General features: G+C 50.4%; 13 protein-coding genes, 5 tRNA genes and 3 rRNA genes. 1 reads left to right on the forward strand and 20 read right to left on the reverse strand.

The features are described 5' to 3' along the window. Positions 1 to 10: 10 nt before the first annotated feature. The 12 genes from rpoB to HV213_RS27950 all read right to left on the reverse strand — a co-directional run bounded on the left by rpoB (position 11) and on the right by HV213_RS27950 (position 9,792). The gene (gene rpoB / locus HV213_RS27895) at positions 11 to 4,039 is read right to left on the reverse strand and encodes a DNA-directed RNA polymerase subunit beta (RefSeq protein ID WP_181484082.1); all 4,029 of its coding nucleotides are present in this window, start codon (positions 4,037 to 4,039) and stop codon (positions 11 to 13) included. A gap of 325 nt (positions 4,040 to 4,364) precedes the next feature. Then, positions 4,365 to 4,730, reverse strand: coding sequence for a 50S ribosomal protein L7/L12 (gene rplL, locus HV213_RS27900; protein WP_049842133.1), 366 nt, complete (start codon positions 4,728 to 4,730; stop codon positions 4,365 to 4,367). A 66-nt stretch (positions 4,731 to 4,796) separates the two neighbouring features. Continuing rightward, positions 4,797 to 5,294 carry a 50S ribosomal protein L10 gene (rplJ, locus tag HV213_RS27905; RefSeq protein ID WP_110277337.1) on the reverse strand — a complete coding sequence of 166 codons (498 nt, stop codon included), beginning with the start codon at positions 5,292 to 5,294 and terminating at the stop codon, positions 4,797 to 4,799. A 293-nt stretch (positions 5,295 to 5,587) separates the two neighbouring features. Beyond that, positions 5,588 to 6,295: a 50S ribosomal protein L1 gene (rplA, locus tag HV213_RS27910; RefSeq protein ID WP_110277336.1), complete on the reverse strand. Its 708-nt coding sequence runs from the start codon at positions 6,293 to 6,295 to the stop codon at positions 5,588 to 5,590. Between the two features lie 3 nt (positions 6,296 to 6,298). After that, entirely contained in the window at positions 6,299 to 6,727 is a 429-nt protein-coding gene (gene rplK / locus HV213_RS27915) for a 50S ribosomal protein L11 (protein WP_004097640.1), read from the reverse strand. A gap of 156 nt (positions 6,728 to 6,883) precedes the next feature. After that, positions 6,884 to 7,429, reverse strand: coding sequence for a transcription termination/antitermination protein NusG (gene nusG / locus HV213_RS27920; protein ID WP_041143537.1), 546 nt, complete (start codon positions 7,427 to 7,429; stop codon positions 6,884 to 6,886). A gap of 1 nt (position 7,430) precedes the next feature. Beyond that, positions 7,431 to 7,814 (reverse strand): preprotein translocase subunit SecE, encoded by a 384-nt coding sequence (gene secE / locus HV213_RS27925; RefSeq protein WP_110277335.1) that lies wholly within the window; start codon positions 7,812 to 7,814, stop codon positions 7,431 to 7,433. A 232-nt stretch (positions 7,815 to 8,046) separates the two neighbouring features. Next, on the reverse strand, positions 8,047 to 9,231 hold the full coding sequence (tuf, locus tag HV213_RS27930) for an elongation factor Tu (RefSeq protein WP_181484083.1): 1,185 nt from the start codon (positions 9,229 to 9,231) through the stop codon (positions 8,047 to 8,049). 115 nt (positions 9,232 to 9,346) lie between these two features. Then, positions 9,347 to 9,422, reverse strand: a tRNA-Thr gene (locus HV213_RS27935). Between the two features lie 5 nt (positions 9,423 to 9,427). After that, positions 9,428 to 9,502 (reverse strand) — tRNA-Gly (locus tag HV213_RS27940). A gap of 119 nt (positions 9,503 to 9,621) precedes the next feature. Then, a tRNA-Tyr gene (locus HV213_RS27945) sits at positions 9,622 to 9,706 on the reverse strand. Positions 9,707 to 9,716: 10 nt separating this feature from the next. Next, positions 9,717 to 9,792, reverse strand: a tRNA-Thr gene (locus tag HV213_RS27950). A gap of 441 nt (positions 9,793 to 10,233) precedes the next feature. On the opposite strand from HV213_RS27950, the gene coaA reads away from it, so the two are divergent. After that, positions 10,234 to 11,184 carry a type I pantothenate kinase gene (gene coaA / locus HV213_RS27955; protein ID WP_207106311.1) on the forward strand — a complete coding sequence of 317 codons (951 nt, stop codon included), beginning with the start codon at positions 10,234 to 10,236 and terminating at the stop codon, positions 11,182 to 11,184. Positions 11,185 to 11,208: 24 nt separating this feature from the next. Here the strand turns inward: coaA and birA are convergent, their stop codons facing one another. The 8 genes from birA to trkH form a co-directional block, all read right to left on the reverse strand. Continuing rightward, entirely contained in the window at positions 11,209 to 12,171 is a 963-nt protein-coding gene (birA, locus tag HV213_RS27960; protein WP_181484085.1) for a bifunctional biotin--[acetyl-CoA-carboxylase] ligase/biotin operon repressor BirA, read from the reverse strand. Continuing rightward, a complete protein-coding gene (gene murB, locus HV213_RS27965; protein ID WP_181484086.1) occupies positions 12,168 to 13,196 on the reverse strand; it encodes a UDP-N-acetylmuramate dehydrogenase in 1,029 nt (342 codons plus the stop codon). The genes birA and murB overlap by 4 nt, the downstream gene beginning before the upstream one ends. A 190-nt stretch (positions 13,197 to 13,386) precedes the next feature. Then, positions 13,387 to 13,502: ribosomal RNA gene (gene rrf, locus HV213_RS27970) — 5S ribosomal RNA — on the reverse strand. 67 nt (positions 13,503 to 13,569) lie between these two features. Continuing rightward, positions 13,570 to 16,478 (reverse strand): 23S ribosomal RNA (locus HV213_RS27975). Positions 16,479 to 16,695: 217 nt separating this feature from the next. After that, positions 16,696 to 16,770: transfer RNA gene (locus HV213_RS27980), tRNA-Glu, on the reverse strand. Between the two features lie 87 nt (positions 16,771 to 16,857). Further along, a 16S ribosomal RNA gene (locus tag HV213_RS27985) occupies positions 16,858 to 18,397 on the reverse strand. The 16S, 23S and 5S rRNA genes sit together here with 1 tRNA gene alongside, the layout of an rRNA operon. Positions 18,398 to 18,788: 391 nt before the next feature. Further along, positions 18,789 to 19,322: a menaquinone-dependent protoporphyrinogen IX dehydrogenase gene (gene hemG / locus HV213_RS27990; protein ID WP_181484087.1), complete on the reverse strand. Its 534-nt coding sequence runs from the start codon at positions 19,320 to 19,322 to the stop codon at positions 18,789 to 18,791. Positions 19,323 to 19,333: 11 nt separating this feature from the next. After that, the gene (gene trkH, locus HV213_RS27995) at positions 19,334 to 20,785 is read right to left on the reverse strand and encodes a Trk system potassium transporter TrkH (protein ID WP_112217112.1); all 1,452 of its coding nucleotides are present in this window, start codon (positions 20,783 to 20,785) and stop codon (positions 19,334 to 19,336) included. Positions 20,786 to 20,824 lie beyond the last annotated feature (39 nt).

Genomic DNA, 20,824 nt, shown 5'->3' on the forward strand with positions numbered 1-20,824 from the left:
TGAGCGAGAGTTACTCGTCTTCCAGTTCGATGTTGATGCCCAGCGAGCGAATCTCTTTCAACAGTACGTTGAAGGATTCCGGCATGCCCGGTTCCATCTGATGGTTGCCGTCCACGATGTTTTTATACATCTTGGTACGACCGTTCACGTCATCAGACTTAACGGTGAGCATTTCCTGCAGGGTGTATGCCGCGCCATAAGCTTCCAGCGCCCACACTTCCATCTCCCCGAAGCGCTGACCACCGAACTGCGCCTTACCACCCAGCGGCTGCTGAGTAACCAGGCTGTAAGAACCGGTAGAACGCGCATGCATTTTGTCATCAACCAGGTGGTTCAGTTTCAGCATGTACATGTAGCCAACGGTTACCTGGCGCTCGAACTGCTCACCGGTACGACCGTCAAACAACGTGATCTGACCAGAAGTCGGCAGGCCACCCAGCTGTAACAGTTCCTTGATTTCAGACTCTTTCGCACCGTCGAATACTGGCGTTGCGATCGGCATACCTTTTTTCAGGTTTTCAGCAAGACGCAGAACTTCTTCATCAGTGAAGGTATTCAGATCGACCTTCTGACGAACGTCTGTACCCAGATCGTAGGCACGCTGGATGAATTCGCGCAGTTTGGCGACTTCTTGCTGCTGTTTCAGCATGGCGTTGATTTTCTCGCCAATACCTTTCGCAGCCATACCCAAGTGGGTTTCCAGAATCTGACCGATGTTCATACGAGACGGTACGCCCAGCGGGTTCAGTACGATGTCTACCGGCGTGCCGTTTTCATCGTAAGGCATATCTTCGATCGGGTTGATCTTAGAGATAACACCCTTGTTACCGTGACGACCTGCCATTTTGTCACCAGGCTGAATCTGACGTTTAACGGCCAGATACACTTTAACAATCTTCAGCACGCCTGGTGCCAGATCGTCGCCTTGAGTGATTTTGCGGCGCTTCGCTTCGAGTTTCTTCTCGAACTCGTGTTTCAGTTCGTCATACTGCTCAGCCAGCTGTTCCAGCTGATTTTGTTTCTCTTCGTCGGTCAGGCCGAGTTCCAGCCAGCGGTCACGCGGCAGTTTGTCGAGCTTCTCAGCTTCAACACCACCGGAAACCAGCACCGCGTAGATACGACCAAACAGGCCAGCTTCGAGGATCTGCAATTCTTCAGACAGGTCTTTCTTCGCCTGCTTCAGCTGCATCTCTTCGATTTCCAGCGCACGTTTGTCTTTTTCTACGCCATCGCGGGTAAAGACCTGAACGTCGATAATCGTACCGGAAACACCGTTTGGTACGCGCAGAGAAGAGTCTTTAACATCAGACGCTTTCTCACCGAAGATTGCACGCAGCAGCTTCTCTTCTGGCGTCAGTTGGGTTTCACCTTTCGGCGTGACCTTACCAACCAGAATGTCGCCACCGGTAACTTCTGCACCAATGTAAACGATACCGGATTCATCCAGTTTGGAGAGCGCAGCCTCACCCACGTTCGGGATGTCAGCAGTGATCTCTTCCGGCCCCAGCTTGGTGTCACGGGACACACATGCCAGTTCCTGAATATGGATGGTAGTGAAACGGTCTTCCTGAACAACACGCTCGGAGACGAGGATGGAGTCTTCGAAGTTGTAACCATTCCATGGCATGAATGCCACGCGCATGTTCTGACCGAGCGCCAGCTCACCGAGGTCGGTAGACGGGCCATCTGCCAGCACGTCGCCGCGCTCGATTGGCTCACCCAGAGACACGCACGGCATCTGGTTAATACAGGTGTTCTGGTTAGAACGGGTGTATTTGGTCAGGTTATAGATGTCGATACCTGCTTCACCCGGGTACATCTCGTCTTCGTTAACTTTGATAACGATACGGGAGGCATCCACGTACTGAACCAGACCGCCACGTTTAGCAACCGCAGTTACACCGGAGTCAACGGCAACAGCACGCTCCATACCGGTACCAACCAGCGGCTTATCAGCACGCAGAGTCGGAACCGCCTGACGTTGCATGTTCGCACCCATCAATGCACGGTTGGCGTCATCGTGTTCCAGGAACGGGATCAGGGACGCACCGACGGAAACCACCTGTTGGGTGGAAACGTCCATGTAGTCAACCTGGTCGCGGCTGAACAAGCTGGATTCGCCTTTGCTACGACAAGTTACCAGGTCTTCTTCAAAGTGGCCTTCGTCATCCAGGTTGGAGTTCGCCTGAGCGATAACGTAGTTGCCTTCTTCAATAGCAGACAGGTAATGAATTTCGTCGGTAACAACACCGTCGGTTACTTTACGGTACGGAGTCTCAAGGAAGCCGTATTCGTTAGTCTGTGCGTACACGGACAGGGAGTTGATCAGACCGATGTTCGGACCTTCAGGCGTTTCGATAGGACATACGCGACCGTAGTGAGTCGGGTGTACGTCTCGAACTTCAAAGCCAGCGCGTTCACGGGTCAAACCGCCAGGGCCGAGTGCGGAGATACGACGTTTGTGCGTAATCTCAGACAACGGGTTGTTCTGGTCCATAAACTGGGAAAGCTGGCTGGAACCGAAGAACTCTTTAACCGCGGCAGAAATCGGCTTGGCGTTGATCATATCCTGAGGCATCAGGGTATCCAGATCGCCCAAAGACAGACGCTCTTTCACCGCACGCTCAACACGCACCAGGCCAACACGGAATTGGTTTTCCGCCATTTCGCCTACGGAACGGATACGACGGTTACCGAGGTGGTCGATATCATCGACTTCGCCTTTACCGTTACGGATATCGATGAGCTTTTTCATCACTTCGATGATGTCTTCTTTGCTCAGGATACCGGAACCTTCGATTTCATCACGCAGCAGAGAGCGGTTGAACTTCATACGACCAACCGCTGACAGATCATAGCGGTCTTCGGAGAAGAACAGGTTCTCGAACAGATTTTCAGCTGCTTCACGAGTCGGCGGTTCACCAGGGCGCATCATGCGGTAGATTTCTACCAGTGCGCTCAGACGATCGTTGGTTGGGTCGACGCGTATAGTCTCAGACATATACGCACCGTGGTCCAGATCGTTGGTGAACAGAGTTTCAATGCGCTTATGGCCAGACTGGCTCAGCTTCGCCAGTAGATCCAGGCTCAGCTCCATGTTCGCAGAGCAGATCAGCTCACCGGTAGATGCGTCAACATAGTCTTTAGATGCAACTTTACCCGCAATGTACTCAACCGGAACTTCGATATGTTTGATATCGTCTTTTTCCAGCTGGCGAATGTGGCGTGCAGTGATGCGGCGGCCTTTTTCGACGTACAACTTGCCGTTGGCTTCGATATCAAAAGAAGCTGTTTCACCGCGAAGACGCTCAGGAATGAGCTCCATCTGCAGCTTGTTATCACGAATTTCAAAGACCACTTTGTCGAAGAACAGGTCAAGGATCTGCTCAGTGGTATACTGCAGCGCACGCAGAATAATCGTTGCTGGCAGCTTACGACGGCGGTCAATACGGACAAACAGGTTGTCTTTCGGGTCGAACTCGAAGTCCAGCCAGGAACCACGGTAAGGAATGATACGCGCGTTATACAGCACTTTACCCGAAGAGTGGGTTTTACCTTTGTCGGAGTCAAAGAAGACGCCTGGGCTACGGTGCAGCTGAGAAACGATAACACGCTCGGTACCGTTGATAACAAAGGTGCCGTTGTCAGTCATGAGCGGAATTTCGCCCATGTAGACTTCTTGTTCTTTAATGTCTTTGACTGTGCCTTCCGGCGCTTCGCGCTCGTAGATCACCAGACGCAATTTTACACGCAGCGGTGCCGAATAGGTCACGCCACGAATCTGACATTCTTTAACGTCAAAAACAGGTTCGCCCAGACGGTAGCTGACGTATTGCAGCTCAGAATTACCGCTGTAGCTCTTAATCGGAAATACGGAACGGAAAGCTGCTTCCAGACCATACTGTCCTTCAGGATCTTGCTCGATGAACTTCTGAAACGAGTCAAGCTGGATAGAAAGGAGATAAGGTATGTCCAGAACCTGCGGACGTTTACCAAAATCCTTACGAATACGTTTTTTCTCGGTATAGGAGTAAACCATAGGGTTCCTCAGCTCGCTGACAAGTCGACCCATCTGCCCACATAAGGCAGTTTTTTATGCAACACTATTTTGTTGACCGGAAAATGGAACACTTTCCGCAATACCTGTTTCTATCACGCTTAAACCATTTCATTGCAATTTACACAGCTCAGGAGCCCTAACCTGTCGCAGTATATTAAGTCGTCTATAGAAACAAGCATTGTCAGGACAACCAGTAGTCAAACAGTGTGAAATGCTACTGGCGCCTTACAGCGCAAAAAGGCTGGTGACCAAAAAGTCACCAGCCATCAGCCTGATTACTCAGGCTGCAACCGGAAAAGTTGGCTTATTTAACTTCAACTTCAGCGCCAGCTTCTTCCAGAGATTTTTTCAGTGCTTCAGCGTCATCTTTGCTCACGCCTTCTTTCAGAGCGGCCGGAGCAGATTCTACCAGGTCTTTAGCTTCTTTCAGACCCAGGCCAGTTGCGCCACGTACTGCTTTGATAACGGCAACTTTGTTAGCGCCGATACCTTTCAGAATTACGTCGAATTCAGTTTTTTCTTCAGCAGCTTCAGCCGGGCCAGCAGCTACAGCTACAGCAGCAGCAGCAGAAACACCGAATTTTTCTTCCATTGCAGAGATCAGCTCAACAACGTCCATTACGGACATAGCGGATACTGCTTCAATGATTTGATCTTTAGTGATAGACATTTAAATTGTTCCTGAATATCAGAATAAGTTTATACGTAAGCAGATGCTTTACTAAGACAACTGCGATTAAGCAGCTTCTTTCGCATCGCGAACAGCAGCCAGAGTGCGAACCAGTTTGCCAGCCGAAGCTTCTTTCATGGTTGCCATCAGGCGTGCAATTGCTTCTTCGTAGGTCGGCAGGGTTGCCAGGCGATCGATTTGCGATGCCGGGATCAACTCACCTTCAAAGGCTGCGGCTTTGACCTCAAATTTTGCATTCGCTTTCGCGAACTCTTTGAACAGACGAGCAGCTGCGCCCGGGTGTTCCATAGAGTATGCAATCAGGGTCGGACCAACAAACGTGTCTTTCAGGCACTCGAACGGAGTACCTTCAACGACGCGGCGCAGCAGGGTGTTACGAACAACACGCATGTAAACGCCAGCTTCACGACCTGCTTTACGCAGTTCAGTCATTTTGCCTACAGTAACGCCACGGGAATCCGCAACTACTGCAGACAGCGCGCCTTTGGCTACTTCGCTGACTTCAGCAACAATCGCTTGTTTGTCTTGAAGATTTAAAGCCATTAGCTTTGCTCCTGGATGTTTGCCAGAGTTTATGCTCTGGAACTCACTTCACTCTTTCCAACGAAAGAGCGTCTTTATACGGTGAGCAGAAACAAGCCAGAGTATCCAAAAATAATCTTAGCGTTCTGTCACCGTCTACGCAGGGCATTAAGTTTCTTGCGAAACACCTGCGGTCTTCGACGGAGGCCTGGATAGGCCAGGCTCCAACGAACAAATCTGTTATTTGCTAACTTTCGTTAACAAACGTGGGGGTAGAATTGTAGACAAATCCTACGCCCACGTAAAGGCGAATATTAGTTCGCCACTGTCGCAGTCAGACCAGACTGATCAACGGCAACGCCAGCACCCATGGTGGTGGAGAGGCTAACTTTCTTGATGTACACGCCTTTTGCCTGAGTCGGTTTTGCTTTTTTCAGCGCAACCAGCAGAGACTCCAGGTTTTCTTTCAGTTTGTCAGCGTCAAAATCCACTTTACCGATGGTAGTGTGGATGATGCCGTTTTTGTCGTTACGGTAACGAACCTGGCCTGCTTTAGCGTTCTTAACTGCTTCAGCAACGTTAGGAGTTACGGTACCAACTTTCGGGTTTGGCATCAGGCCACGTGGACCCAGAACCTGGCCCAACTGGCCAACAACGCGCATTGCATCCGGGGAAGCAATAACGACGTCAAAGTTCATTTCGCCTTTTTTGATCTGGTCAGCCAGATCTTCCATACCTACCAGCTCGGCGCCTGCAGCTTTAGCTGCTTCAGCGTTCGGACCCTGGGCAAATACGGCTACGCGAACGGAACGACCTGTACCGTGCGGCAGTACAGTTGCGCCACGGACGTTCTGGTCAGATTTACGAGCGTCGATGCCGAGGTTTACAGCAACGTCAACGCTTTCTACAAACTTAGCGGTCGCCAGCTCTTTCAGCAGAGCAATGGCTTCGTTGATGTCATACTGTTTAGTTGCATCAACTTTGTCACGGATCACGGACATGCGCTTGGTCAGTTTAGCCATTTCTTAGTCCTCCACTACCAGGCCCATGGAACGTGCAGTACCTTCAATGGAGCGAGTCATCGCTTCAATGTCGGAACCAGTCATGTCGGCAGCTTTGGTCTGCGCGATTTCCTGCAGCTGAGCGCGGGAAATTTTACCTACTTTATCTTTGTTCGGCTTACCGGAACCAGACTTGATGCCTGCAGCTTTCTTCAGGAGAACAGCAGCCGGCGGAGTCTTAGTAACAAAGGTAAAAGAACGGTCAGCGTAAACGGTGATAACAACCGGGATTGGCAGACCTTTTTCCAGGGATTCGGTTTTAGCGTTGAACGCTTTGCAGAATTCCATGATGTTCACACCCTGCTGACCCAGTGCTGGACCAACCGGCGGACTCGGGTTTGCCATACCAGCTGCAACCTGCAGCTTGACATAGGCTTGTACTTTCTTAGCCATTTAAATTTCCTCGTTTGGGTGTAACGCCTTTAGAAAAGGCTCCCCGTGATAAATATCGCTTTATGGGCATATGACCCATAAAAACAAAAGGCGCGAAATTGTATGCCAATTTCGCGCCTCACGCAATGATTAAATCGCTGTTTTTTTGATCGGCAGTTAAGCTTTTTCTACCTGAGCAAAATCAAGTTCAACCGGAGTTGCGCGGCCGAAGATAGAAACGGACACCTTCAGACGAGATTTCTCATAGTCAACTTCTTCGACGACACCATTAAAGTCTGCGAACGGACCATCGCTAACGCGTACCATCTCACCCGGTTCAAATAGCGTTTTCGGCCGCGGCTTATCACCAACCTGCTGCAGACGGTTCATGATCGCGTCCACTTCTTTATCACTGATCGGAGCCGGACGGTCAGAGGTGCCGCCGATAAAGCCCATCACTCGAGGCACGCTACGCACCAAGTGCCAGCTCGCGTCATTCATGACCATCTGGACCAGTACATAACCAGGGAAGAATTTACGCTCGCTTTTACGGCGCAGGCCGCCACGGATCTCGACCACTTCTTCCGTCGGCACCATGACTTCGCCAAACAACTCTTCCATATTGTGTAATTTGATATGTTCACGCAACGAGGTAGCTACGCGACCTTCAAAACCGGAAAACGCCTGAACGACGTACCAACGTTTTTTAGGAGCTTCAGACATCTCAGAACCTCAGGCCAGTGATAAAGGATACCAGGCGAACCAGAATACCATCCAGTCCCCACAGGATCAGTGACATTACTGCAGTCACTGCGGCAACAATCAGCGTAGTGTGCAACGTTTCCTGGCGAGTTGGCCAAATCACCTTGCGGACTTCAGTTCTCGCTTCGCGAGCGAAAGCCACTGTCGCCTTACCTTTTGTCGTTAACAGCGCGACGCCGCCTGCTGCAGCGATCAGAATCACTACGGCCAACGCACGCACTGCCAGCATAATGTCACGATAGAGGAAGTTGCCGACGATAGCCATAATCAGCAGCACGGCAACAATCGCCCACTTCATCGCTTCGAGGCCGCGCCCGCTCCCTTGAGCTTCGGTATTCGCACTCATAAACCAACCTGTCACAAGAATTCAGACAAATATCTTCACCCCGCATGAAATACGAGGCGACCAAACCGAAATGCTCTGTTGCGTTTCGGACTTAACGCCCTCTTCAGAGCCTGTCTCAGCAATGATTATGACTCAAAAAATCACTGATGAGCCAGGTTCTGGTGTGAAAGCGTGCAAAAAGGGCATCAAATGATGCCCTTTTATTGCGCATTGCGTCAAATGTTATCAGTGATTAGCTGAGAACTTTAGCAACAACGCCCGCGCCAACGGTACGGCCGCCTTCACGGATTGCGAAACGCAGACCGTCGTCCATTGCGATCGGGTGGATCAGGGTAACAACCATTTTGATGTTGTCGCCCGGCATAACCATCTCTACACCTTCCGGCAGTTCGATGGTGCCAGTCACGTCAGTTGTACGGAAGTAGAACTGCGGACGGTAGCCTTTGAAGAACGGAGTATGACGCCCGCCTTCATCTTTGGACAGAATATAAACTTCAGATTCGAATTTGGTGTGCGGCTTGATTGAACCCGGCTTAGCCAGTACCTGACCACGTTCGATTTCTTCACGTTTGATACCACGCAGCAGAACACCTACGTTCTCACCAGCACGGCCTTCGTCCAGCAGTTTGCGGAACATTTCAACGCCGGTACAGGTAGACTTCGCAGTCTCTTTGATACCAACGATTTCAACTTCTTCGCCAACCTTAACAATACCACGCTCTACACGGCCGGTAACAACAGTACCACGACCGGAGATGGAGAATACGTCTTCGATAGGCAGCAGGAACGGCTTGTCAATCGCACGCTCTGGTTCCGGGATGTAAGAATCCAGGAAACCGGCCAGTTCGATGATTTTCGCTTCCCACTCAGCGTCACCTTCCAGTGCTTTCAGAGCAGAACCACGGATGATCGGAGTGTCGTCGCCCGGGAAATCGTACTGAGACAGAAGTTCACGAACTTCCATTTCTACCAGTTCCAGCAGTTCTTCGTCATCAACCATGTCGCATTTGTTCAGGAACACGATGATGTACGGAACACCTACCTGACGACCCAGCAGGATGTGCTCACGGGTCTGCGGCATCGGGCCGTCAGTTGCAGCAACAACCAGGATCGCGCCATCCATCTGCGCAGCACCAGTGATCATGTTTTTAACATAGTCGGCGTGGCCCGGGCAGTCTACGTGTGCGTAGTGGCGAGTCGGGGTGTCATATTCAACGTGGGAGGTGTTGATGGTGATACCACGAGCTTTTTCTTCCGGCGCGTTATCGATCTGATCGAATGCGCGAGCAGCACCGCCGTAGGTTTTAGCCAGTACGGTAGTGATTGCAGCGGTCAGCGTTGTTTTACCATGGTCAACGTGGCCGATAGTACCGACGTTAACGTGCGGTTTTGTACGTTCAAACTTTTCTTTAGACATCGATTGTCCCTCTAAGACACGGATAAATCGGTGATATCACCACATCAACCAGGCAACATGCCCGACTTGTTGAATGCAATAGAATAGAGAGAAACAGGGAGGAGAGATAAAGAAGTGGTGCTGATACCCAGAGTCGAACTGGGGACCTCACCCTTACCAAGGGTGCGCTCTACCAACTGAGCCATATCAGCACGTCTGGAGCGGGCAGCGGGAATCGAACCCGCATCATCAGCTTGGAAGGCTGAGGTAATAGCCATTATACGATGCCCGCATCCTGAAACTCGGCTACCCAGTTCTTTCTATAACAAAAAAAAGAGATGAGTCTCTTTTTCTGTTTGAGCTGACTAGTTTAACCAATCAACCCTGGCTTCGCAAAGCGTTGCCGAAAGATGGTGGTGGGGGAAGGATTCGAACCTTCGAAGTCGATGACGGCAGATTTACAGTCTGCTCCCTTTGGCCGCTCGGGAACCCCACCAGGCACTTGATGGTGCCGACTACCGGAATCGAACTGGTGACCTACTGATTACAAGTCAGTTGCTCTACCTACTGAGCTAAGTCGGCATCAAGTAGCGCGCATTCTAGGGAGACCTGAGAGTTCATGCAACTAAAAAATTGCATAAAACGTTCTATCGCTCACATTTTGTGCTTAATCGAGAAAAAACGGTGTAAATTCAAACAGCGAAGCACAAAAATACACCATTCATCGCACAAAGTTGCTTAGAGGCAACTCCTGAAAATGTAAAATCCCCTTTTGATATAACATCTTTACCGCTACGAGCTACCCGTGGTCTCAGTTAATTAACACTGACAGCCCTGTAGAAGACTTTATGTGCCACCACCAACTCATTCGCCTCTGTGATGCTACCGTTAGAAAGCATCATTCAATGAGTTTTTTTCTTATTATTCCTTGCAATCTGGTGTTACCCTCCTGCCCATTGTCCTGATTAACTAGTGTGAAGCACTCCCGCCTTTCTTTCATTCGGCGACTGCAAGAACATGCTTATGAGCCAAAAAGAGCAAACGTTAATGACACCGTATCTACAATTTAACCGCGACCAATGGGCTGCACTTCGTGATTCTGTTCCGATGACGCTAGCAGAGGAAGAAATCACGCGGTTAAAAGGTATCAATGAAGATCTTTCCCTTGAAGAAGTTGCAGAGATTTATTTGCCACTGTCGCGATTGCTCAATTTTTATATCAGTTCTAACTTGCGCCGCCAGGCGGTACTGGAACAATTCCTCGGTACCAATGGTCAACGTATCCCTTATATCATCAGTATTGCGGGTAGCGTGGCTGTCGGTAAAAGTACTACTGCGCGCGTGCTGCAAGCTTTACTCAGTCGCTGGCCCGAACATCGCCATGTTGAATTGATCACTACCGATGGTTTTTTACATCCTAACGCAGTATTGAAAGAACGCGGCCTGATGAAGAAGAAGGGCTTCCCGCAGTCTTACGACATGCATCGCTTAGTTAAATTCGTTTCCGACCTGAAATCAGGCATTCCAAACGCCACTGCTCCAGTCTATTCGCATCTAATTTATGATGTTATTCCTGATGGGGATAAAACAGTTACCCAGCCGAATATTTTAATTCTTGAAGGATTAAATGTTTTACAAAGTGGAATGGATTACCCACACGATCCACATCATGTATTTGTTTCAGATTTTGTTGATTTTTCAATTTATGTCGATGCGCCAGAAGACTTGCTCAAAACATGGTATATCAATCGTTTTCTGAAATTTCGCGAAGGGGCATTTACCGACCCCGACTCTTATTTCCATAATTACGCACAGCTTTCTAAAGATGAAGCTATCAACATTGCCACATCGTTATGGAATGAGATTAATCTTTTGAATTTAAAGGAAAATATCCTTCCAACTCGTGAGCGAGCTAGTCTTATAATGACTAAAAGCGCAAATCATTCCGTCAATCAAGTTCGATTACGAAAATAAGACAGGGAGCGTTAGCTCCCTTTTTCATTCAGCGCTGCGCAACGATATCTCACCACCAATCCAGGGTTTTACTACTCCACCCTGTTCCAGCAATAAGGCACCTTGAGCATCAATCCCGCGGGAAATACCAAAGATTTCTTTATCACCAATAATAAGTTTAACCGGACGATTAATAAAGTTATCTAACTTTTCCCAGCGTTTTAGATACGGTGCCAAACCTTCCTGTTCAAAAAGCTGCAGACTAGCCCGCAATTCTTTAATCAACCGCGCGGCCAGAGTATTCCTCTCGATAGAGATTCCTGCTTCCTGTAAGCTGATCCAGCCTTGATTAACAACATCAGACTCAACACGACGCATCATAAGATTGATACCTGCCCCACTGACTATCTGTGCAGCGTCACCGGTTTTACCCGTCAGTTCCACCAAGATCCCTGACAATTTCCGATCCTGCAAATAGAGATCATTAGGCCATTTCACCCGTACTTTATCAGCCCCCAGGCTTTGAAGTACCTCGGCAATCACAATCCCGATGACCAAACTCAAACCAATGGCAGCAGCGGGCCCCTGCTCAAGACGCCAGTACATTGAAAGGTAAAGGTTAGAACCGAACGGCGAGAACCACTTACGCCCCCTACGACCACGACCAGCCTGTTGATATTCCGCTACGCAAGCATCACCAGACTGCAGTTCACTAAGCCTATCCAGTAAATACTGATTAGTAGAGTCAATAACCGGTAGCACGGTTACCCGTCCATGTTCAATCTGCTTCGAAATCTGTTCTTCGTCTAATAGCTGTATAGGTTCCGGCAAGCTGTAGCCTTTACCTGGGACGGTAAATACATCAACTCCCCAGTCACGCAAGGTTTGAATATGTTTATTGATTGCCGCCCGGCTCATTCCTAAGCGCTCGCCAAGTTGCTCACCTGAGTGAAACTCAGCGTCGGCCAGTATCGATATCAACGTCAGAGGAACGGTATAATCTTTCATACAATGATCCCCTCCGCATCGACTTCACCTGTTTTGCTAATAAAACGCACTTCCGGTTGTAGCCAGATATTGAACTTATCCCCAACCTGCTGGCGAACATAGTGAGCTAATTTAACCACATCTTCACTGGTTGCCCGATCGTAATTAATCAATACTAATGCCTGTTGGTTGTGTACCGCTGCACCGCCAATTACCTTGCCTTTAAGCTGACATTGATCGATGAGCCATCCTGCTGCCAGCTTTATGCTGCCATCAGGCTGCGGGTAGTGAGGAATGCCTGGATATTGCTCCAGTAAACCTTGCGCATTTTCAGCACTAATCACTGGATTCTTAAAGAAACTGCCCGCATTACCCATCACTTTTGGATCAGGAAGCTTAGTCATTCGCATGTGACAAACGGAATCAAAAACCTGATGCGGCGTAACATTTTCAGGATCAAGGCGGGTTAAATCACCGTAAGTTAAGACCGGTCGCCATACTTTTGCCAAAGTTAGGCCTACGGCCACAATAGCGTAGAGGTCCTTATACTCATGCTTGAAAATACTGTCGCGATAGCCAAAGCGGCACTCAGCGGCTGAAAAGCGTCGCTTCTGACCAGTGGCTAACTCAACGCAATCGACATACTGACAAACGCTCTGTAATTCAATTCCATAGGCACCAATGTTTTGAATCGGGGAGGATCCGGCACAGCCAGGGATTAATGCAAGATTTTCCAAACCAGGCATTTTATTATTCAACGCGAATTGCACCAACCGATGCCAGTTCTCCCCCGCCCCAACATGCAAATGCCAGGCATCAGGTGTTTCACTAACCTCTATACCCATGATACGGTTGATAATTACCGTACCAGAATAATCCTCCAGGAAGAGAATATTGCTTCCTTCTCCCAGGATCAAAACAGGTTGTTTTGCTGTAACAGCCTTTTGCCAGACAGCAACCAGCTGTTGTTCGTTTTCGACGCGTACAAGCTCTCTGGCCGAGCAGTCTATGCCAAAGGTATTCCAGGGTTTGAGGGAGTGGTTCATAGTGGTTTCCTGATACAAAATCAGCATTAGTTTACCGTATATAGCAGGGGAAGGCTTGGCTGATTATCAGTAGTACGTTAGCGATAACTCTCTACTATGGCCGACCTGGCAATTCTGACAAGCATAAATTTTTTGGTATACAAAAACGCAAAAAGCCCATCCGTCAGGATGGGCTCTTCACTAAATTAATGCCTGGCAGTTCCCTACTCTCACATGGGGAGACCCCACACTACCATCGGCGCTACGGCGTTTCACTTCTGAGTTCGGCATGGGGTCAGGTGGGACCACCGCGCTGTCGCCGCCAGGCAAATTCTGTTATCTGTATCACGCTGAAAATCTTCTCTCAATTCCGCCAAAACATCTTCGGCGTTGTAAGGTTAAGCCTCACGGTTCATTAGTACCGGTTAGCTCAACGTATCGCTACGCTTACACACCCGGCCTATCAACGTCGTCGTCTTCAACGTTCCTTCAGGACTCTCAGGGAGTCAGGGAGAACTCATCTCGGGGCAAGTTTCGTGCTTAGATGCTTTCAGCACTTATCTCTTCCGCATTTAGCTACCGGGCAATGCCATTGGCATGACAACCCGAACACCAGTGATGCGTCCACTCCGGTCCTCTCGTACTAGGAGCAGCCCCCCTCAATTCTCCAGCGCCCACGGCAGATAGGGACCGAACTGTCTCACGACGTTCTAAACCCAGCTCGCGTACCACTTTAAATGGCGAACAGCCATACCCTTGGGACCTACTTCAGCCCCAGGATGTGATGAGCCGACATCGAGGTGCCAAACACCGCCGTCGATATGAACTCTTGGGCGGTATCAGCCTGTTATCCCCGGAGTACCTTTTATCCGTTGAGCGATGGCCCTTCCATTCAGAACCACCGGATCACTATGACCTGCTTTCGCACCTGCTCGCGCCGTCACGCTCGCAGTCAAGCTAGCTTATGCCATTGCACTAACCTCCTGATGTCCGACCAGGATTAGCTAACCTTCGTGCTCCTCCGTTACTCTTTAGGAGGAGACCGCCCCAGTCAAACTACCCACCAGACACTGTCCGCAACCCGGATCACGGGTCCACGTTAGAACACCAGCCATTAAAGGGTGGTATTTCAAGGTTGGCTCCATGCAGACTGGCGTCCACACTTCAAAGCCTCCCACCTATCCTACACATCAAGGACCAGTGTTCAGTGTCAAGCTATAGTAAAGGTTCACGGGGTCTTTCCGTCTTGCCGCGGGTACACTGCATCTTCACAGCGAGTTCAATTTCACTGAGTCTCGGGTGGAGACAGCCTGGCCATCATTACGCCATTCGTGCAGGTCGGAACTTACCCGACAAGGAATTTCGCTACCTTAGGACCGTTATAGTTACGGCCGCCGTTTACCGGGGCTTCGATCAAGAGCTTCTCCTTACGGATAACCCCATCAATTAACCTTCCGGCACCGGGCAGGCGTCACACCGTATACGTCCACTTTCGTGTTTGCACAGTGCTGTGTTTTTAATAAACAGTTGCAGCCAGCTGGTATCTTCGACTGAGTTCAGCTCCGTGAGCAAGTCACTTCACCTACCATCAGCGTGCCTTCTCCCGAAGTTACGGCACCATTTTGCCTAGTTCCTTCACCCGAGTTCTCTCAAGCGCCTTGGTATTCTCTACCTGACCACCTGTGTCGGTTTGGGGTACGATTTGATGTTACCTGATGCTTAGAGGCTTTTCCTGGAAGCAGGGCATTTGTTACTTCAGCACCGTAGTGCCTCGTCATCACACCTCAGCGTTGAATGACGTTCCGGATTTACCTGGAACATCCGCCTACATGCTTAAACCGGGACAACCGTCGCCCGGCTAACATAGCCTTCTCCGTCCCCCCTTCGCAGTAACACCGAGTACAGGAATATTAACCTGTTTCCCATCGACTACGCCTTTCGGCCTCGCCTTAGGGGTCGACTCACCCTGCCCCGATTAACGTTGGACAGGAACCCTTGGTCTTCCGGCGAGCGGGCTTTTCACCCGCTTTATCGTTACTTATGTCAGCATTCGCACTTCTGATACCTCCAGCAGCCCTCACAGGCCACCTTCAACGGCTTACAGAACGCTCCCCTACCCAACAACGCATAAGCGTCGCTGCCGCAGCTTCGGTGCATGGTTTAGCCCCGTTACATCTTCCGCGCAGGCCGACTCGACCAGTGAGCTATTACGCTTTCTTTAAATGATGGCTGCTTCTAAGCCAACATCCTGGCTGTCTGTGCCTTCCCACATCGTTTCCCACTTAACCATGACTTTGGGACCTTAGCTGGCGGTCTGGGTTGTTTCCCTCTTCACGACGGACGTTAGCACCCGCCGTGTGTCTCCCGTGATAACATTCTTCGGTATTCGTAGTTTGCATCGGGTTGGTAAGTCGGGATGACCCCCTAGCCGAAACAGTGCTCTACCCCCGAAGATGAGTTCACGAGGCGCTACCTAAATAGCTTTCGGGGAGAACCAGCTATCTCCCGGTTTGATTGGCCTTTCACCCCCAGCCACAAGTCATCCGCTAATTTTTCAACATTAGTCGGTTCGGTCCTCCAGTTAGTGTTACCCAACCTTCAACCTGCCCATGGCTAGATCACCGGGTTTCGGGTCTATACCCTGCAACTTAACGCCCAGTTAAGACTCGGTTTCCCTGCGGCTCCCCTATACGGTTAACCTTGCTACAGAATATAAGTCGCTGACCCATTATACAAAAGGTACGCAGTCACCCCATTAAAGAGGCTCCTACTGCTTGTACGTACACGGTTTCAGGTTCTGTTTCACTCCCCTCGCCGGGGTTCTTTTCGCCTTTCCCTCACGGTACTGGTTCACTATCGGTCAGTCAGGAGTATTTAGCCTTGGAGGATGGTCCCCCCATATTCAGACAGGATACCACGTGTCCCGCCCTACTCTTCGAGTTCACAGCCTGTGTGTTTTTGTGTACGGGAGTATCACCCTGTACCCTGCGACTTTCCAGACGCTTCCACTAACACACAAACTGATTCAGACTCTGGGCTCCTCCCCGTTCGCTCGCCGCTACTGGGGGAATCTCGGTTGATTTCTTTTCCTCGGGGTACTTAGATGTTTCAGTTCCCCCGGTTCGCTTCGTTAAGCTATGTATTCACTTAACGATAGTGTGTCGGAACACACTGGGTTTCCCCATTCGGAAATCGTCGGTTATAACGGTTCATATCACCTTACCGACGCTTATCGCAGATTAGCACGTCCTTCATCGCCTCTGACTGCCAGGGCATCCACCGTGTACGCTTAGTCGCTTAACCTCACAACCCGAAGATGTTTCGTAAAACACTTCGTGCTGCAAAAATTTGAGAGACTCGAACACACTGTCATTCTGTTCTTATTACGGAGAACAGACGCAGCATGTCGTTTCAATTTTCAGCTTGATCCAGATTTTTAAAGAGCAAATATCTCAAACGTAACTCACTGAGTTAGTTTTGAGATATCGGTGGGTTGTGTCTTTCACTCACAGCCAGCAAGTGGCGTCCCCTAGGGGATTCGAACCCCTGTTGCCGCCGTGAAAGGGCGGAGTCCTAACCGCTAGACGAAGGGGACACGAGGTGTCGCGACTTCGCAGCCGTCTTGCTTCTTTACATTCATCAGACAATCTGTGTGGACACTACAAAGGCAGGTTCTTTAAGGTAAGGAGGTGATCCAACCGCAGGTTCCCCTACGGTTACCTTGTTACGACTTCACCCCAGTCATGAATCACAAAGTGGTAAGCGCCCTCCCGAAGGTTAAGCTACCTACTTCTTTTGCAACCCACTCCCATGGTGTGACGGGCGGTGTGTACAAGGCCCGGGAACGTATTCACCGTGGCATTCTGATCCACGATTACTAGCGATTCCGACTTCACGGAGTCGAGTTGCAGACTCCGATCCGGACTACGACATACTTTATGAGGTCCGCTTGCTCTCGCGAGGTCGCTTCTCTTTGTATATGCCATTGTAGCACGTGTGTAGCCCTACTCGTAAGGGCCATGATGACTTGACGTCATCCCCACCTTCCTCCAGTTTATCACTGGCAGTCTCCTTTGAGTTCCCGGCCGGACCGCTGGCAACAAAGGATAAGGGTTGCGCTCGTTGCGGGACTTAACCCAACATTTCACAACACGAGCTGACGACAGCCATGCAGCACCTGTCTCAGAGTTCCCGAAGGCACCAAAGCATCTCTGCTAAGTTCTCTGGATGTCAAGAGTAGGTAAGGTTCTTCGCGTTGCATCGAATTAAACCACATGCTCCACCGCTTGTGCGGGCCCCCGTCAATTCATTTGAGTTTTAACCTTGCGGCCGTACTCCCCAGGCGGTCGACTTAACGCGTTAGCTCCGGAAGCCACTCCTCAAGGGAACAACCTCCAAGTCGACATCGTTTACAGCGTGGACTACCAGGGTATCTAATCCTGTTTGCTCCCCACGCTTTCGCACCTGAGCGTCAGTCTTTGTCCAGGGGGCCGCCTTCGCCACCGGTATTCCTCCAGATCTCTACGCATTTCACCGCTACACCTGGAATTCTACCCCCCTCTACAAGACTCTAGCCTGCCAGTTTCGAATGCAGTTCCCAGGTTGAGCCCGGGGATTTCACATCCGACTTGACAGACCGCCTGCGTGCGCTTTACGCCCAGTAATTCCGATTAACGCTTGCACCCTCCGTATTACCGCGGCTGCTGGCACGGAGTTAGCCGGTGCTTCTTCTGCGAGTAACGTCAATGAATGCGGTTATTAACCACATCCCCTTCCTCCTCGCTGAAAGTACTTTACAACCCGAAGGCCTTCTTCATACACGCGGCATGGCTGCATCAGGCTTGCGCCCATTGTGCAATATTCCCCACTGCTGCCTCCCGTAGGAGTCTGGACCGTGTCTCAGTTCCAGTGTGGCTGGTCATCCTCTCAGACCAGCTAGGGATCGTCGCCTTGGTGAGCCGTTACCTCACCAACAAGCTAATCCCATCTGGGCACATCTGATGGCAAGAGGCCCGAAGGTCCCCCTCTTTGGTCTTGCGACGTTATGCGGTATTAGCTACCGTTTCCAGTAGTTATCCCCCTCCATCAGGCAGTTTCCCAGACATTACTCACCCGTCCGCCGCTCGTCACCCAGGAGCAAGCTCCCTGTGCTACCGCTCGACTTGCATGTGTTAGGCCTGCCGCCAGCGTTCAATCTGAGCCATGATCAAACTCTTCAATTTAAGTTTGATGCTCGTGAATTAAACTTCGTAATGAATTACGTATGTTCACTCAGAGACTTGGTATTCATTTATTGTCCGAAGACATTAAGAATCCATGTCACTTTGAGTGCCCACACAGATTGTCTGATAAATTGTTAAAGAGCAGTGCAACGCGGCTTTCGCTCACCGTTGCGAGGTCCCGTATAATACGTTTTCCTCATTCAGAGTCAAGCGTTTAATTTCGCTTTTCTCTGCCGGCGTTCATCGCTGAACCCCGCTAACCCGGCGGCCTGTAAGCCGTTGTTCCGTGTCAGTGGTGGCGCATTATAGGGAGTTATTCCGATGTGACAAGAGGAAATTTCAAATTTTCTTTTGTTCGCTCAACTTTCCATCACCAAGGTGTTTTAACACCCTATTTGCTCGTCATTTGCGCGATTTCCCGGGCAAAAAGCGTGACCTGCTGCCAGTCGGTATAGACAACCTCTTTACTGATATCCGTTTCGCCGCCGGTCATCTTCATAATAAGACGAATCATAAAGCGGTCATACCAACGATAACGTGGGTAACGAAGTGCTCCAGCAAATACAGCGCTACGTTGAGGTTGCCACGGAGAGTTAAGCAGAAACTTACGTGTATAGCTGTTCGTTTGCGGCGTTCGCTTCTCTGGCTTACGCGCCACGAGATTGACCGAGAAAAAAGCACCCGGCAGCGCCTGCAGCGCCTGAAGATGTTTTTTCACGAACCGCTCCAGCGCCGGATGAAAATGGCCATAACGGATTGATGCACCAATCACTACGCGTTCGTATAAAGGCCAATCGATCTCATTGGTGCGATTAAGGTCAATCGTATCCGTATCAATTCCTTGCTCTTTTAATTCAGATGCCAGAAAGGAGGCGATTTCACGCGTTTGTCCGTCGCGGGTAGAGAATAGAATCAAAGTTTTCACAGGCACTCCTGTTATTCGCGCCAGAAAGTCGGAGTAAATAGCACCAGCAAGGTGAACACTTCCAGACGACCAAACAGCATGTTAGCAATCAGTATCCATTTCGCGACCGGGTTCATCGTCGCAAAGTTATCCGCCACAACGCCCAACCCAGGACCAAGGTTGTTTAACGTCGCGACAACTGAAGCAAAAGCAGAGAAGTCATCCACGCCGGTAGCGATGATCGCCAGCATACTGATGATGAATACCAACGCATAAGCGGAGAAAAATCCCCAGACGGCTTCCAGAATACGTTCCGGCAGCGCCCGGTTACCCAACTTAATACTGTATACCGCATTAGGGTGCACCAGACGTTTAAGCTCACGGTTACCCTGTTTAAAGAGCAGCAGAATACGAATAACTTTCAAGCCGCCGCCCGTCGAACCGGCGCAACCGCCGATAAAAGCCGAACATAGCAGTAACACCGGCAAGAATAACGGCCAGCGCGCAATGCTGTCGGTAGTGAAACCTGCAGTCGTCGCCATCGACACTACCTGGAAGAAGGCCTGGTTCAGCGTAGTAACCGCCGAGGCATAGACATCATGTAGCCACAGCACCAGGGTACAGATCACTACCAGCGTCAACTGCACCCCGATAAACATGCGGAATTCCGGATCGCGCCAGTAAACCTTCAGGTTGCGGCCACTGAGTAAAGAGAAGTGCAGACCATAGTTACAGCCGGAGATCAGCAGAAAGACTGCAATAATGGTGTTGATCGTCGGGCTGTCAAAATAGCCGACGCTGGCATCATGGGTAGAGAACCCCCCAATCGCGATGGTAGCGAAGCTATGTCCAATAGCGTCAAATGCCGGCATCCCGGCAAACCACAACGCCAGCGCGCAGGCCACAGTCAGCAAGACATAGATAAGCCACAGCGTTTTCGCCGTTTCCGCAATTCGCGGGCGCATCTTGTTGTCCTTCAACGGTCCAGGCATCTCCGCCCGATATAGCTGCATACCGCCGACGCCAAGGATTGGCAGTATCGCTACCGCCAGCACGATAATCCCCATACCGCCAAACCATTGCAGCATCTGACGATAAAAAAGGATGGCATGAGGTAACGAATCGAGCCCCACCAGCGTAGTCGCCCCGGTCGTTGTCAGGCCCGAGAAGGATTCAAAAAACGCATCCGTAACCGTCAGGTTTGGCTGTTCAGCGAAGATAAATGGCAGCGCACCCACGCTGCCCAATACGGTCCAGAAGAGGACGACTATCAGAAATCCTTCGCGGGATTTCAGCTCGCCCTTTTCACGACGGTTAGGCCACCACAGAAGCGAGCCGATCGCCAGCGCGACAAAAAAGGTCTGGGTAAACGCCCGTCCCGCACCATCGCGGTATATTAAGGCTACTAATCCCGGGAGGATCATAGTTCCCGAAAATAGAATGACCAGCAGTCCAACGATTCGGGTTATCGCGCGAAAATGCATCTCTGGCGCTTCCTTTGGTATGCAAAAAAATCAGGTGGG

It is taken from the genome of Klebsiella sp. RHBSTW-00484, assembly GCF_013705725.1.
Classification (GTDB): domain Bacteria; phylum Pseudomonadota; class Gammaproteobacteria; order Enterobacterales; family Enterobacteriaceae; genus Klebsiella.

Coding starts and splice junctions, on each gene's coding strand:
- rplA (WP_110277336.1), bottom strand. CDS start 6,295: ATGGCTAAACTGACCAAGCGCATGTCCGTGATCCGTGACAAAGTTGAT.
- nusG (WP_041143537.1), bottom strand. CDS start 7,429: ATGTCTGAAGCTCCTAAAAAACGTTGGTACGTCGTTCAGGCGTTTTCC.
- birA (WP_181484085.1), bottom strand. CDS start 12,171: ATGAAAGATTATACCGTTCCTCTGACGTTGATATCGATACTGGCCGAC.
- rplK (WP_004097640.1), bottom strand. CDS start 6,727: ATGGCTAAGAAAGTACAAGCCTATGTCAAGCTGCAGGTTGCAGCTGGT.
- rplL (WP_049842133.1), bottom strand. CDS start 4,730: ATGTCTATCACTAAAGATCAAATCATTGAAGCAGTATCCGCTATGTCC.
- trkH (WP_112217112.1), bottom strand. CDS start 20,785: ATGCATTTTCGCGCGATAACCCGAATCGTTGGACTGCTGGTCATTCTA.
- murB (WP_181484086.1), bottom strand. CDS start 13,196: ATGAACCACTCCCTCAAACCCTGGAATACCTTTGGCATAGACTGCTCG.
- tuf (WP_181484083.1), bottom strand. CDS start 9,231: ATGTCTAAAGAAAAGTTTGAACGTACAAAACCGCACGTTAACGTCGGT.
- secE (WP_110277335.1), bottom strand. CDS start 7,814: ATGAGTGCGAATACCGAAGCTCAAGGGAGCGGGCGCGGCCTCGAAGCG.
- rplJ (WP_110277337.1), bottom strand. CDS start 5,294: ATGGCTTTAAATCTTCAAGACAAACAAGCGATTGTTGCTGAAGTCAGC.
- coaA (WP_207106311.1), top strand. CDS start 10,234: ATGAGCCAAAAAGAGCAAACGTTAATGACACCGTATCTACAATTTAAC.
- rpoB (WP_181484082.1), bottom strand. CDS start 4,039: ATGGTTTACTCCTATACCGAGAAAAAACGTATTCGTAAGGATTTTGGT.